10 protein-coding genes are annotated in these 14,372 nt (G+C 72.9%); 4 read left to right on the top strand and 6 right to left on the bottom strand.

Going from position 1 to position 14,372, the window contains the following annotated elements; all coding sequences use genetic code 11:
* Positions 1–83: 83 nt before the first annotated feature.
* The 4 genes from PV789_RS23945 to PV789_RS23930 all read right to left on the bottom strand — a co-directional run bounded on the left by PV789_RS23945 (position 84) and on the right by PV789_RS23930 (position 5,396).
* Complete coding sequence (locus tag PV789_RS23945) at positions 84–689, bottom strand: malonic semialdehyde reductase (RefSeq protein WP_212642890.1); 606 nt, start codon at positions 687–689, stop codon at positions 84–86.
* Positions 690–802: 113 nt separating this feature from the next.
* Positions 803–1,957, bottom strand: a complete 1,155-nt coding sequence (locus PV789_RS23940; RefSeq protein ID WP_274974652.1) for a glycosyltransferase — start codon at positions 1,955–1,957, stop codon at positions 803–805.
* A 244-nt stretch (positions 1,958–2,201) separates the two neighbouring features.
* The gene (locus tag PV789_RS23935; protein WP_274974651.1) at positions 2,202–3,566 is read right to left on the bottom strand and encodes a nucleotide sugar dehydrogenase; all 1,365 of its coding nucleotides are present in this window, start codon (positions 3,564–3,566) and stop codon (positions 2,202–2,204) included.
* 102 nt (positions 3,567–3,668) lie between these two features.
* Complete coding sequence (locus PV789_RS23930) at positions 3,669–5,396, bottom strand: glycosyltransferase family 4 protein (RefSeq protein WP_274974650.1); 1,728 nt, start codon at positions 5,394–5,396, stop codon at positions 3,669–3,671.
* A gap of 229 nt (positions 5,397–5,625) precedes the next feature.
* On the opposite strand from PV789_RS23930, the gene wecB reads away from it, so the two are divergent.
* The 3 genes from wecB (at position 5,626) to PV789_RS23915 (ending at position 11,033) form a co-directional block, all read left to right on the top strand.
* The gene (gene wecB / locus PV789_RS23925; protein ID WP_274974649.1) at positions 5,626–6,735 is read left to right on the top strand and encodes a non-hydrolyzing UDP-N-acetylglucosamine 2-epimerase; all 1,110 of its coding nucleotides are present in this window, start codon (positions 5,626–5,628) and stop codon (positions 6,733–6,735) included.
* Positions 6,736–7,065: 330 nt separating this feature from the next.
* Entirely contained in the window at positions 7,066–8,781 is a 1,716-nt protein-coding gene (locus tag PV789_RS23920; RefSeq protein ID WP_274974648.1) for a hypothetical protein, read from the top strand.
* Positions 8,782–8,819: 38 nt separating this feature from the next.
* Positions 8,820–11,033: a glycosyltransferase gene (locus PV789_RS23915; protein WP_274974647.1), complete on the top strand. Its 2,214-nt coding sequence runs from the start codon at positions 8,820–8,822 to the stop codon at positions 11,031–11,033.
* Positions 11,034–11,224: 191 nt separating this feature from the next.
* Here the strand turns inward: PV789_RS23915 and PV789_RS23910 are convergent, their stop codons facing one another.
* Positions 11,225–12,511, bottom strand: a complete 1,287-nt coding sequence (locus PV789_RS23910) for a sensor histidine kinase (RefSeq protein ID WP_274974646.1) — start codon at positions 12,509–12,511, stop codon at positions 11,225–11,227.
* Between the two features lie 63 nt (positions 12,512–12,574).
* A complete protein-coding gene (locus tag PV789_RS23905; RefSeq protein WP_013154850.1) occupies positions 12,575–13,243 on the bottom strand; it encodes a response regulator transcription factor in 669 nt (222 codons plus the stop codon).
* 509 nt (positions 13,244–13,752) lie between these two features.
* Between PV789_RS23905 and PV789_RS23900 the strand changes: the two genes are divergently transcribed.
* Entirely contained in the window at positions 13,753–14,361 is a 609-nt protein-coding gene (locus tag PV789_RS23900; RefSeq protein WP_274974645.1) for a PT domain-containing protein, read from the top strand.
* Positions 14,362–14,372: the final 11 nt, after the last annotated feature.

Raw genomic sequence — 14,372 nt, 5'->3', positions numbered from 1 at the left:
CCCTCGGCGCCCGGCCCTCCGACACGGTGTCCCGTCCCGCGTTCGTCCGCCCCCTCAGGTCCGGCGGACGACGGGGACGCCGATCAGACCTCGGTGACGGCCTCGTCGTACTCCAGGCGCGGCAGGCGGTCGAACCACGCGTCCGGGCCCGGCCTGCCCACGTTCATGACCACCAGGGGCCGCAGCGTGGAGTCCTCGCCGAAGAACTCGCGGCGCACGCCCTCGGCGTCGAATCCGGTCATCGGCCCGGCCGCCAGGCCGGCGGCGCGCACGCCCAGGAGCAGGTAGCCGATCTGGAGGAACGCGTTCTGCAGGGCCATGCTCTCGCGGGCCTCGACGGGCATCCCGGAGAAGTTGTCCCGGGCGTCGGGCGCGACGGGGAAGGTCTTCGGGAAGTGCTCGTGGAAGTCGGAGTCCGCGGACAGGATCAGGGTGAGCGGCGCCGTCGAGGTCTTGGGCGCGTTGTTGCCCGCCATGTGCGGCACGAGTCGCTCGCGGGCCGCGGCCGAGCGCACCACGGTGACCCGCAGGGGCTGGTTGTTCATGGCGGTCGGCCCGTACTTGACCAGGTCGTGGATCGCCCGGACCTGCTCCTCGGTCACCGGCTCGTCGGTGAAGCTGTTCGCGGTACGGGCGTCCCGGAAGAGCAGGTCCTGGGCCGCCTTGTCGAGTACCAGCGCGTCAGTCATGTGTTTCCTCGGTCGTGCTCGTGGTGTGGCGGGGGGCCGTGCGGAGTCGGCTCCGACACGGACCACAACACTTGTTGACGAGGAAGATATTTCCCGGAGAGCTGGAAGTGGGGTCAATCACGCACGGGAGTGCGCTGGCGACTCCGCGGGGGCGGCACCACGGGCAGCGGTTCGCCCGAGGCCTCGTCCGCCCACGCCTCCAGGCGCTTGACGAACAGGCGCGCCTGGACCGGCCAGTGGAAGGAGGTCCGCGCGATCCGGTGCCCGGTGCGGGCCAGATCGCGGCGCAGCTCCGCGTCCCGGCGCAGCCGCAGCACCGCCTCCGCCGCGGCCGACACGTCGCCGAACGGCACCACCAGGCCCGACGGGCCCTCCGGGCGGCCGGTCACCAGCTCCTGCGCCATCGGGTTGGGCGTGGTCACCACCGGCAGGCCGTGCGCCATGTACTCCACGACCTTGGTCGGCATCGAGTGCCGGTAGTTGGGCGTGTCGTGCAGCAGGCTCAGCCCCGCCATGGCGCCCGCGCAGATCCGCAGCGCCCGGTCGTTGGGCACGAACCCGTACCAGTGCAGGACGTCCTCCTGCTGGGCCTCGCGCAGCAGCGGCCGCACCCCGGCGTCGGCGCCGCCGATGACCTCCAGGCGCACGCCGTGCGGGCGCAGCATGCGCCCCAGCTCCACCAGTTCGCGCGCGCCGCGCGCCTCGGACACCTGGCCCAGGTACACGATCCGGTCGTCGCCCGGCTCGCGCGCCGGGAACTCCGGCACCTCGGTGGTGTTGGGCACCACCGGGTGCTCCATGCGGAACCGGGAGCGGTACCCCTCCTCGGCCAGCACCAGCCGCATCCGCCGCTCCGCGTGCCGCTCGAAGGAGCGCACCACCGTGCCCAGCGGGCGCCGCAGCGACCGGGGCACCCACGCCTTGGTGAGCAGTGCCGCCGCCGTGTCCTCGTGCACGTCCCACACCGTCACCGGGCGTCTGGACGGCAGGGCCAGCAGGAGTTCGGGGTCGTGGAAGAGGAGCAGGTCGGCCAGGGGCGCCTGCTCGGCGAGGACTGCGCGGGCGGCGCGCAGGGAGGCGAGCCGCTCGCGCCCCGAGGCGCGCGGCACGTCTACCGAACGCAGCTCCGACCACGGGGTCACCCCGCACTCGCGGAACGGCGCCACATAGGTCACGCTGTGTCCGGCGTCCAACAGGGCGCGGATCTGCCGGTGCAGGATCCGTGCGTCCTCCGGGTGGTGCACCACCGTGGCCACGAGCGCGTGCATCGAGTTCACCTACCTGTGTCGCCGTCTGAGGCCCTCTCGGGCGGATCGGCCTGGCCGCTCCTGTCGGAGCGGTATCAGCTCTTCGTCACGGTATTCAGCGGGAAAGACGCGCCGAGGAAAGCCCGGTGGCCGCACGGAGTGCAGCGGGTGAACCTTCGGCCGGGGGAAGGTGAACGCCGAAAGGCACGCCGATGAACGCGGTGTGCTCGCGGATCGGCGTGCCCGTCGGGACGGGTCCCTCAGCTCACAGGACCTCGATGCCCTCCCGCGTGACGTGGCGCCGCACCTGCGAGGGGACCGCGGAGTCCGTCTCGGGGTCGGGACGGCGCAGTACGCCCCGGGTGTCCAGGAGCAGCCGCGCGTACTCCTCCAGCCGCTTGGGCCGGTACTCGGCGTGGTCGGTGAGCAGGATGGTCAGGTCGGCCTCGGCCAGGGCGCGGTCAAGGTCGGTGGACCTGGGCACGTCCACACCGTCGACCTGCCAGGACTCCACGTGCGGGTCGTGGTAGGTCAGCGTGGCGCCCTTGGCGGCCAGCTTGCGCGCGACCGGCCGGGCCGGGGACTCGCGCTGGTCGGCGATGTCGGCCTTGTAGGTGACGCCCAGCAGCAGCACCTTGGAGCGCGACAGCGCCAGGCCGGAGTCGTTGAGCAGCTCCTGCGCCCGCTGGATGACGTAGGAGGGCATGCGGCCGTTGATCTCCTGGGCCAGCTCCACGAACCGGAACGGGTAGCCGAGGGTCTTGACCTTGTACGACAGGTAGTTCGGGTCGATGGGGATGCAGTGTCCGCCCACGCCCGGGCCCGGGTAGAAGGCCTGGAAGCCGAACGGCTTGGTGGCCGCCGCGGCGATGGAGTCCCACAGGTCCACGCCCAGCTCCTGGCAGAAGATGGCCATCTCGTTGACCAGGGCGATGTTGACGTGGCGGTAGGTGTTCTCCAGCAGCTTGGCCATCTCGGCCTCGCGGGTGCCGCGCGCCCGCACCACCGTGTTCACGAAGGCGCTGTAGAACTCCGCCGCGGCCTCCCCGCACTCCTGCGTCAGGCCGCCGACGACCTTGGGCGTGTTGGCCACGCCGAAGGTCGGGTTGCCGGGGTCGATGCGCTCGGGCGAGAAGGCCAGGTGGAAGTCGGCGCCCGCGACAAGGCCGGACTTCTCCAGCAGCGGGCGGACCACCTCCTCGGTGGTGCCGGGGTAGGTGGTCGACTCCAGGATGACCAGGGTGCCCGGCCGCAGCTGGGCGGCGATCGACTCGGCCGCGGACGTCACCGCGCCCAGGTCCGGGCCGCCCTCCGCCGACAGGGGCGTGGGCACGCAGATCACGATGGTGCGCGCGGTGGCCAGGCAGGCCGGGTCGGTGGTCGCGGTGAAACCGCGGTCCAGCATCCCGCGCACGTCCTCCGCGGAGAGGTCGTCCACGTGCGAGACGGCGCTGTTGAGCCCGTCGACGACGCGGCTGCTCACGTCCAGACCGGTGACCTTCAGGCCGGCGGACACGGCCTCGGCCGCAAGCGGCAGGCCGACGTAGCCGAGGCCGAGAACGACGAGGTCGCTGACCGCACCGGCGGACTGCTCGGAGACAAGGGCTGGGTTGGAGGCTGCGGCATCCACTCGTGGTCACACTCGCATTCATCTCGTGAACGGGCGTAAATAGCGGGAACTGCCATTGCTCAGTGCGTTAGACGTCTGAGTGTAGGCACGTGTTGTCCACGCTTACGGGTTCTGGCCTGGTTCGGTCATTTCGCGAATCTGAACCCGATACGCCTGGTTGTAGCGGTATGCGGCCTCGGCCCAGGTGCGGTCGCTGACGAGATCGCGACCCGCACTGCCGTAGGAGATCCGCTTTTCACGACTGTAAGCGAGTTTTGTCAGCACATCGGCTAGGGTCGCCGATTCGCCTGCCGGAATTAACTCTCCTGTCACTCCCGGTTCCACGATCTCTCGCAACGCCGGGAGATCACTGGCCACCACCGGAAGCCCGCCCGCCATGGCCTCCACGGGCTTGAGCGGGGTGACCAGACGGCACACCCGCTCGTCGCGTCTGGGCACCGCGAACACGTCCAGTGCGGCGTGGTGGTCGCGCACCCGCACTGCCGGGACGCGGCCGGTGAAGTGCGCGGCCCCCTCCAGACCCAGCGAGTCGGCCAGGGAGCGCAGTACGGGCAGCTCGGGGCCGTCCCCCACGATCAGGGCGTGCGCCGCCTCCCCGCGTTCGCGCATCAGGGCCACCGCCTCCAGCAGCGTGTCCAGGCCCTCGTAGCCGAAGCAGCTGGTGGTGGTGCCCACCACGAAGTCCTCGCCGCCGATCCCCAGTTCGGCGCGCACCCCGGCGCCCGGGGGCAGCGGGGTCAGGAAGGAGGCGTCCACCGCGTTGGGCACCACCAGCAGGCGCTCGCGCGGCACGCCGCGCGCCTCGATGTCGGCGCGCATCGCCTCGCCCAGGGTGACCACCAGGTCGGCGGCCAGCATGCACTCGGTCTCGCTCGCGCGCTCGGCCCGGTAGAAGGCGTCGTCCACGCTGCGCGAGGGATCGCGCGAGAGCCAGGACTCCTCCAGGAAGCCCCGCACCTCGTAGACCACCGGCAGGCCGAACCTGCGGCCCAGCTCCAGGGCCAGTCGGGCGTTGTGGTGGTTGCTCGCGGCGTGCAGCACGTCGGGCCGCAGCGCCTCCACCAGCTCCGACCCCAGCCGCACCCCCGCGGCCAGCGCCTCCGCGGCGTCGGCGGGCGCCGTCCAGGGCAGGAGCCGGTGGTAGGGGATGCCGTCCACCCGCACCAGCGTGCGCGGGTCGGGAACGCCCTTGACCAGGGGGTACCCCGCCCTGGTGACCACGTGCACGTCCATCCCGGCCTCGCGCTGGGCGACCGCGATCTTGTGGGTGCGCTGGGTGTAGCCCGCGTTGGTGTGCGGCAGCGCGTTGGTCACCAGGTGCAGCACCCGCAGACCCGCTCCGGGTGACGCCGGGTCCCCGGCCACACGCCACCGTTCACCCTCCGACGCCTCCGGTCGCCGAGCGTTCACCGTGGCGTCGGGCGGCGTTCGTGGATCGCGGGTTAACGTGATGGCGTGACGGTCGGGCGACGTGGACGGGGGCGCGGCGACAGCGCGTCCCGTGGCCAGGGCCGTCCGATGCTCCGCGGCCTCTCGAAGAGCGCCCTCCGGAAGCTGTTCGACCAGCTCCCGGGCGGTGGCCGCGTCTCCCGCCGCCAGGCAGGACGCCACCAGGCGGCCCACCCGGCGGGGGGAGGCACCGCTCGCCGCGGCGAGCACCGCCTCGCGGGCGTCCGCGCGCCGGCCCTGGTCCCACAGGGCGTAGGCGCGGGCCCGGCCGCCCGCCCGGGAGGCCAGGGCGCGCACCGCGCGCCGGGGCGGACCGGGCGTCAGCCGCAGCGCCAGCAGCGGCAGCCGGGCCGGTTCGGCCCGCAGGTGTCGCCAGGCCAACGAGAGGGTGAACGTCGCCGCCCGCGGCCAGCGGGTGCGCGAACGCGGAACCTGGGATTCGGAAGCTTGGGTGTCATGCACGGTCAGTCACACAACCACGCGGACGTGACCGTACGGTGACACCACGGCGACACGGACGGGACGGCTCGGGCAAGGAACGCCGCCGGACCACACCAGTCCCGCCGGTCACGGCGGGAACACCACCCCAACAGAAGGAAACGTGAGAGCCGTGGCAACGAGTGCCCCCCTGGGGAGCCAGGACACCGGGATCGTGCACGTCGTCGGCGCGCGCCCCAACTTCGTCAAGGCAGCGCCCGTGGTCTCCGCCCTGCGCCGACGCGGCGCGCACCAGGCGGTCGTGCACACCGGCCAGCACTACGACGACCGCATGTCCGCGGTGTTCTTCCGCGACCTGGGCCTGCCCACCCCCGACGTCGACCTCGGCGTCGGCTCGGGCTCCCACGCCGCCCAGACCGCCGCGCTCATGGTGGGCCTGGAGAAGGAGTTCACCGAGCGCAGGCCCGGCATGGTGGTCGTCTACGGAGACGTCAACTCCACCGTGGCCGCGGCCCTGGTCGCCGCCAAGCTGCACGTCCCCGTCGCCCACGTGGAGGCGGGGCTGCGCTCCTTCGACAACACCATGCCCGAGGAGATCAACCGCCGCGTCACCGACCAGCTCAGCGACGTGTGCTTCGCCACCAGCCCGGAGGCCGTCGGCCACCTGGCCGCCGAGGGCGTCCCGCCCTCCCGCGTCCACCTGGTCGGCAACCCCATGATCGACACCCTCCTGGGCAACCTCGACCGCTTCGACGCCGACGCCCTGCGCGAGCGCCTGGACCTGCCCGAGCGCTACGTCGCCGCCACCCTGCACCGGCCCGCGAACGTGGACGACCCCGACACCGTCGCCCGCCTCGCCGCGCGCCTGCACGAGATCGCCGACCTCGTCGACGTGGTCATGCCCGTGCACCCGCGCGGCAAGGCCGCCTTCGACCGGGCCGGGCTCGGCGACCACCCGCGCGTGCGGCTCCTCGAACCCCTGGGCTACCTCGACTTCGTCGCGCTCACCCGCGGTGCCGCCGCCGTGGTCACCGACTCCGGCGGCGTCCAGGAGGAGACCACGATCCTCGGCGTCCCCTGCCTGACCCTGCGCCCCAACACCGAGCGCCCCGTCACCATCACCCACGGCACCAACCAGCTCGTCACGGAGGCCGACCTCCTCCAGGCCGTCACCAAGGTCCTGCACGGGCACAGCCCGGAGCGGATCGGCGACACCCCGCCCCTGTGGGACGGCCGCGCCGGGGAGCGCATCGCCTCCGTGCTCACCCAGTGGTCGAGGTGAACCCGATGACACACGAACACCGCGCACCCGTTCCCGCACCCAGGAACGCCAGCGCGCGGGAACGCGCCGTACGGGGCGCGGTCCCGGTCCAGGCACGCGGGGCGCGCCGAAGAGCGGCCCCGATTCCCCCGCAGCGGTCCAGGTGATCCACCATGGCACACGTCCCTCCAACCGTCCCGCACCCCAGGGGCCCCGCCGGGCCCGCGACACGCCTGGCCAAGGGCATCCGCACCCGGCCGGGAGCTCGTAGGGTGCACCGCACGTGGCAGTCGGACCCGACGCACGGCGCGGTGGTTTCGCCGAACCGAACCGAACACAAGGTGGCAGACCGTGAAACGGCGTGAACAGAGCCAGACCGAACAGCTCCGGCAGGCGCTGGCCGAGCGCGAGGCCCAGCTCCAGGAGGCGCGCAGCCGGCTCGCCGCCCTGGAGGGTTCCACCTCGCTCCAGGTGGGCAAGGCGCTCACGGCCGCCGCCAAGCGCCCCGGCCGGTCCCTGGTCAAACTTCCCCGTGACCTCTACCGCCTCTGGCGCAGCAGCGGCAGCACCCGGCACACCGAGCGCCGCCGCCGCGGCGGCGCCGAGCCGGTCCGCTCCTTCGACGCCGAGCGCCAGGAGTCGCGCCTGCTCACCGGCCTGAGCGGCGGCAGCGAGGACCTGCTGGTCGTCGCCACGGTCGTCGGCCCCTCCATCGCGGAGGCGATCGACCCCTACGTGCGCGCGGTGCCGCTGCGCCCGCACGACGCCCAGATCGTCATGGACGGCGTCGACGTGGACCTGGTCCTGGTCTCGGCCTCGGCCGCCGCCCCCGGTTCGCCGTGGGCCCACGTGGGCGACCCCGCGGCCGCCGACCGCACCCGCGCCCTGCACTGGGTGCTGGAGTCCGCCGCCTCCCGGGGCATCCCCACGGTCCTGCTCGACGACGTCCCCTCGCCGCCCGCCCTGCGCGAGCTGGGCTTCGACAGGGTCCACCGGGGCGACGCCGGGGTCCCCCTGCACCTGTTCAACCCCGTGGCCGCCGACCTGACGCCCGGACCCGAGACGGTCTTCGTGCGGGTCCACCGCGAGGAGCCCGTCCCCGACGTCCTCGCCGAGCTGGGCGCGGGCGTGGTGGAGGCCGACTCGCGCGGCCTGGCCGACGCCCTGCGCGCCGCCAACGTCGCCGTCGTGGCGCCCCTGACCGCCGAGGAGCCCCGGCTGCACAGCCGGGCCTGGGCCTGCGGCACCCGCGCGGTGACCGCGGGGGAGGGCCTGGCCGTCACGGTGCCGCGCATGCGCGCCGAGGAGCCCACCGCGGCCGAGCAGCGGGGCATGCTCCGTCAGGTCTTCCTGCGCGAGGCCACCCCGGTCCGCCTCGCCGAGGTCCTGGACGGCCTGGACTTCCCGCCCGGCACGCCCGGCCGTGAACTGCCGCTGCGCGGCCGGTCCGTGGCCGTCCTGGCCGACCCGGCGGGGGAGGCCGACGCCGACCGGCTCGCCGACGACCTGCTGGCCGCCGCGCTCAGGCCCGCCGAGGTGGTCGTGCCCGGCACGGCCTCCCGCCTGCCCGGGATCCAGCGGCTGCGGGCCGAGGGCGTCACCGTGCGCTCGGTGCGCTTCAACGCCCCGGACACCCCCGAGGAACTCACCCGCGACGAGCCCGGAGCCCGCGCCGGGGAGCCCTGGGCCGCCCTGGCCGAGCGCGCCACCGCGCCGTGGTCGCACCTGTGGACCGCCCCGGTCGGCCGCAGGCGCCTGGCCGACCTGGTGTGCGCGGTGGAGTGCACGGACGCCGACGCGGTCGGTACCGTCGACGCGTCGGCCGCCGAGCCGGGCGAGCACGGCTTCTTCGACCGTCCGGACACCGCGGACCGTCAGTACGTCTTCGTCAGCGCGGTCGTGCCGGAACTGGTCCGCACCACGCTGCTGAGGCGCGCCTGGGACCCGGCGGAGTGGAACCGCCGCGGCACCCGGCTCCTGGCCCTGGGCCCCGACCACGCCACGGGCGACGACGCGGAGGACCCCGTGTCCGACGCGGCCGACGCCTCGACCGGCGCCGTCGGATGAGCCGTACGGGCAACGAGAAAGCATCCGAAGGGAAGAACGTGAGCACACCGCCTCCGCGCGCACTCCTGTACGGGGACGTGGACCTCAACATCATCGACGGTTCCGCGATCTGGGCGCAGTCGATGGCGCAGGCCCTGGCCGCCGCCGGATGCGAGGTGACCCTGCTGCTGAAGGCGCCCGTGCGCACCGACCGGCTCACCGAGCCGCTCACCAGGGTGCCCGGGGTCCGTCTGCTGCGGCCCTACGAGGACAAGGCGCTGCCCGACCTGGGGCCGAGGGGGCTCACCCCGGAGCAGGCCGTCACCCTCATGACCAGGCACCACGAGCGCAAGCCCTTCGACCTCGTCGTCGTGCGCGGGCGCCGCCTGGCGGGGCTGGCCGCCCAGGAGGAGGCGCTGGCGGGCCGCCTGTGGACCTACCTGACCGACTTCCCGCACAGCGTGGGGGAGCTGACCGCGACCGCCACCGCCGAGCTCACCGAGATCGCGCTGGCCTCGCGGTTCCTGCTCTGCCAGACCGAGGAGCTGCGCGCCTTCCTGGAGTCGACGGTGCCCGCCGCCTGCGGCCGGTCGGTCCTCTTCCCGCCCGTGGTGGTCGTCCCCGAGGACGTGCGGGCCGACGGCGCGGCCGTCGGCCCCGCCCGCCTGGCCTACACCGGCAAGTTCGCGCCGCGCTGGAACACCCTGGAGATGACCGGGCTGCCCGCCGAGCTGGCGCGGCGCGGGGTGGACGCCGAACTGGTGATGATCGGCGACAAGATCCACGCCGAACCCGCCGACTGGGCCAAGAACATGCGCAGGGCCCTGGAGAGCACCCCGAACGTGGACTGGCGCGGCGGGATGTCGCGCGCCGAGGCGCTGCGCCAGGCCGCCGAGTGCGGCTTCGGGCTGTCCTGGCGCGACCCGTCCATGGACGCCAGCCTGGAGCTGTCCACCAAGGTGCTGGAGCTGGGCGCGCTCGGCCTGCCGGTGGTGCTCAACCGCACGCCCATGCACGAGGCCATGCTGGGCGCCGACTACCCGCTCTTCGCCGGGACCGACGTCGCCTCGGTCGCCGACGTGGTGGCCCGTGCCCACGGCGACCGCGCGGTCTACGCGGACGCCGCCGCGCGCTGCCGCGCCGCCGCGGCCGACCACACGCTGGAGCGGGCCGCCGAGCGGCTGCGCGGCTACCTCGCCGACGCCCTGCCGCCCACCCCCGAGGGCGCCGACCCCGAGCGGCCGCTCAAGGTGGTCATCGCCGGGCACGACATGAAGTTCTTCACCCGTCTGGCCGAGTACCTGGACTCGCTGCCCGGCCTCGACGTGCGCATGGACGAGTGGGAGGGGCTGAGCACCCACGACCAGTACCGCTCCCGTGAGCTGGCCGCCTGGGCCGACGTGGTGATCTGCGAGTGGTGCGGGCCCAACGCCCTGTTCTACTCCAAGTGGAAGCGCCCCGACCAGCGGCTCATCGTGCGGCTGCACCGCTTCGAGCTCTACGCGGAGTGGCCCCGCAAGCTCGACATCGACAAGGTCGACGCGGTGGTGTGCGTGAGCCCCCACTACGCCGACCTGACCCGCGAGATCACCGGGTGGCCCGCCGGGAAGGTGGTCGTGGTCCCCAACTGGGTGGACGACGAGCAGCTCGGCCGCCCCAAGCTCCCCGGGGCCGAGTACTCCCTGGGCATGGTCGGCATCGCGCCCTCGCGCAAGCGGCTGGACCGGGGCCTGGACGTCATCGCCGAGCTGCGGCGCATGGACCCGCGGTACACGCTCTCGGTCAAGACCAAGCAGCCGTGGGAGTACTGGTGGATCTGGAACCGGCCGGAGGAGCGCGCCTACTTCGAGCGCGTCTACCGGCGGATCCAGCGCGACGAGCGCCTCGCCGCCGGGGTGGTGTTCGACCCCTTCGGGCCGGACGTGGCCACCTGGCTGCGGCGGGTGGGCTTCATGCTCTCCACCAGCGACGACGAGTCCTTTCACCTGGCGCCCGCCGAGTGCGCCGCCTCGGGCGGCGTGCCCGCCCTGCTGCCGTGGCCGGGCGCGGACACCATCTACGACCCGCACTGGATCCACGACGACGCCGTGGCGATGGCCGAGGCCATCCACGCGACCGTCAGCGAGGGGCGTTTCTCCGCCGAGGCCGCGCGCGCCCGCGAGGAGGTCACCACCGCCTACGGCCTGTCCCGGGTGCGGTCACTGTGGAGCGACCTGGTGGTCCGCGGCAGGGCGCCCCGGGCGGAGCACTCCACCGCGGCCGCGGGCGCCTGAGGCACGGCGCGGGCCCGGGCCGAGGAGTCGGCCCGGGCCCGCGCCCCTCGCGGAGCCCCGGTGCCCAGGGTCTGTTATTTGAACCGGTCTCAGCTTGTTGGGGGTTGGTTCGGGTGCCCAGGGGGTTCTGGAGGGGCTGGAGGTGAGGCTGCAAGCAGGACTGCGCCGTAGGCGTCCGTGAAAAACACCGCCTACACCGGGCCCGTCATCTTGGACAGGCCCCCCGCCCCCGCCGGCAGGAACAGCGCGAAGGTGGTCGGCTTGGTCTGCACCAGCTCGATCCGGGCCCCCTCGGACTCGGCGATGTGGCGGGCCAGGGCCAGGCCCAGCCCGGTCCCGCCCCCGCCGCTCACCTCGCGCTCGAAGATCCGGCCGGACAGGTGCTCGGGCACGCCCTCGCCCTCGTCGCTCACCTCGATGCGCACCGACTGCCCGGTGTCCAGCCGCCGGATGGTGACCGTTCCCGCGCCGTGCTTGTAGGCGTTCTCCACCAGGGTCGCGATGATCTGCGCCAGGTCGGCGGAGACGGTCATCGCGGTCAGCCCCGGGTCCCCGGTGACCAGCAGCCTGCGCTGCGCGGACTGGAAGACCGGCTGCCACTCCTCCTGGAGGTGGTGCAGGACGGGGTCGATCTCCACCGCCTCCACCTCGGGGTTCTGGCTCTTACGGGCCCGTCCCAGCAGGCTCTCCACGGTCTCCACCAGGCGCTCGGTCTGGGCCAGGGCGGCCTCGCCCTCCTCACGGACCGCCTGGGGGTTGTCCGCCTCGGCCAGGATCTCCTCCAGGCGCATCGTCAGCGCGGTCAGCGGCGTACGCAGCTGGTGCGAGGCGTCGGTCGCGAAGTGGCGCTCGGTGGCGATCAGCCCGGCGATGCGTTCGGCGCTGCGGTCCAGTACCTCCGCCACCCGGTCGGCCTCCGGTATCCCGTACCGGTGGCCCCACGGCGTGGTCACGCCCGAGCCCAGGCGCTCGGCGGTGGCCGCCAGGTCGAGCAGGGGCAGGGTCAGCCTGCGGGCCTGGAACATCGACAGGCCCACGGCGACGCCGATGGCCAGCAGGGACAGCGACGCGATCCCCATCCAGGCGCGGACCACGCTCTGCTGCACGCTCTCGGCGCTCATCCACACCTCGACGCGCGTGCCCCGGCCGGTGGTCGCGGTGGCCTTGAGCATGCTCGGGGAGTCGGGCGCCTCGGGGTTGAGCGCGGGATCGCCCGCGGTCACCGAGGTGGGCTCCTCCGCCGGGGTGATCCGGATGAAGCGATGGGGATGGTCGCGGTCGAACTCGCCCAGGTCGAGCTGGCCGTGCAGCTCCAGCATGGTGTCGCTCTCGGCGCCGATCAGCTCCGCCTCGCCCTGGAGCTGGCGGGTGCTCTCGTCGTACACCAGCTTGTACGTGAGCGCGCCCAGGGGCAGCCCGAGCAGCATGACGGCGATGACGGTCACCACCAGGGTGGAGAAAACCATCCGCCTGCGCATGTCACCTCATGTCCGTGCGACCCGGAGGCGACCGACCGGCGCGGGGCGCCCCGAGAGGTCGCGTCAGTCCCGCTCGAACCGGAAGCCCACACCCCGGACGGTCGTGATGTAGGACGGCTGGTTGGCGTCGTCCCCCAGCTTGCGGCGCAGCCAGGAGATGTGCATGTCCAGGGTCTTGGTCGAACCCCACCAGTTGGTGTCCCACACCTCGCGCATGATCTGCTCGCGGGTGACCACCTTGCCCGCGTCGCGGACGAGCACGCGCAGCAGGTCGAACTCCTTGGTGGTGAGCTGGAGCTCGCGTTCGCCCAGCCAGGCCCGGCGGGAGTCGTTGTCGATGCGCACGCCGTGCACGACGGGCACCTCGGCACCGCCCCGGCGCAGCAGGGCGCGCACGCGCGCCAGGAGTTCGGCGAGCCGGAAGGGCTTGGTGACGTAGTCGTCGGCGCCCGCGTCGAGGCCGACGACGGTGTCGACCTCGTCGGCGCGGGCGGTCAGGATGAGGATCGGCGTTCCGTGACCCTCGGCCCGGAGCCGACGCGCCACCTCTAGCCCGTCCATTTCGGGCAGCCCGAGATCCAGGACCATGAGGTCTATGTCTCCCGCACGGGCACGGTCGAGTGTCTCAACGCCGTTGACGGTCACGTCCACCGTGTAGCCCTCGCGCCGGAGCGCGCGCGCGAGAGGCTCGGAGATCGAGACATCGTCTTCGGCCAGCAAAACGCAGGTCATGTTGTCGATCGTAGGTCCGGGGACGCGCATTTCCCTATTATGCGCGCCGGATGTCCCAAGGTTGGTCGAAAATACGCTAATCACATAACGGGCAAAAGGTTCAATTCGCCATCTTGGTACTTTTCTTTACACTTACATGGTGATAGTGGGAAGCTTGCTGCGGGTTCCGTGTCGTCCGGATCGTGCCCCCCGGTGAACAGTGTGGTGGAGAAAATGGGACGATTCATTGCAAAACGTTTGGTAAGTCGGTGTCAGGACGGCGAGGCGTGGAGCCGAGGCGCCCGCCACCGGCCCCGAGAGCGAGGAGAACGTACGTGAACCCCGATAGTTCGCCACCGCCCTGGAGACCGCCGGGTGCGCACCCGCCCCGGGGAGGACCGCCTCCCCACGGAGCCGGTCACCCCCAGGGCGCACAGGGGCCTCAGGGTCCGCAAATTCCCCAGGGCCCGCAGGGGCCCTACGGGCAGCCTCCCCAGTCGCCCCGCCCGGGCCGCTACGGCACCGGTCTGGTGGCCGTGCTCGCCGTGATCGCGGTGCTGGCGGGTGCGTCCTTCCTCGGCGGAGGCCTCGCCGTCGGCGGCAGGCTGACCGGCCTCGTCGCCGCGGACAGGGACTCCGAGCCCTCGGCGCGGCCCGGTGGCGGGCCGACGCGGGAGGCGCCGACCGGGGACCCCGCCCCCACCGCCGCCCCCGAGCCCACCGGGGAGCCCCTGCCCACCGACGAGCCCTCCGCGGAGCCGACGGACGAGCCGACCCCGGAGGCGGAGAACCTCATCAGCTCGGAGGAGCTGATCGACGAGCTGCGCCGCGACTTCGAGATCGACGCCCGCCTGGACATCACCGACGAGGTCTGCGGCTCGGACCCCGGAGCCGAGGAGACGACCCTCTTCCAGTGCACCTCGTCGATGGACACCAACCTGGTGCGGGTGGCCGCCTTCGAGAACTCCGGGATCGCGATGATCGCCGCGATGGCCATGCTGGAGAGCGAGGAGAACACCGCGGCCGACATCCAGGACGCCTGCCACTTCGTGCTGGTGTGGTTCGAGGAGAACGGTCTGGACCAGCAGGAGCGCGACGACATGGCCGAGGCCACACGCGAGATCGTGGGCTGCCCCTGACCGGCCCGGGT

Origin of the sequence: Nocardiopsis camelliae, from assembly GCF_028993595.1 — a bacterium.
Taxonomy (GTDB): Bacteria; Actinomycetota; Actinomycetes; order Streptosporangiales; family Streptosporangiaceae; genus Nocardiopsis; species Nocardiopsis dassonvillei.
Note: the sequence above shows the minus strand (reverse complement) of the source record. Positions and strands in the feature narration are given on the sequence as shown.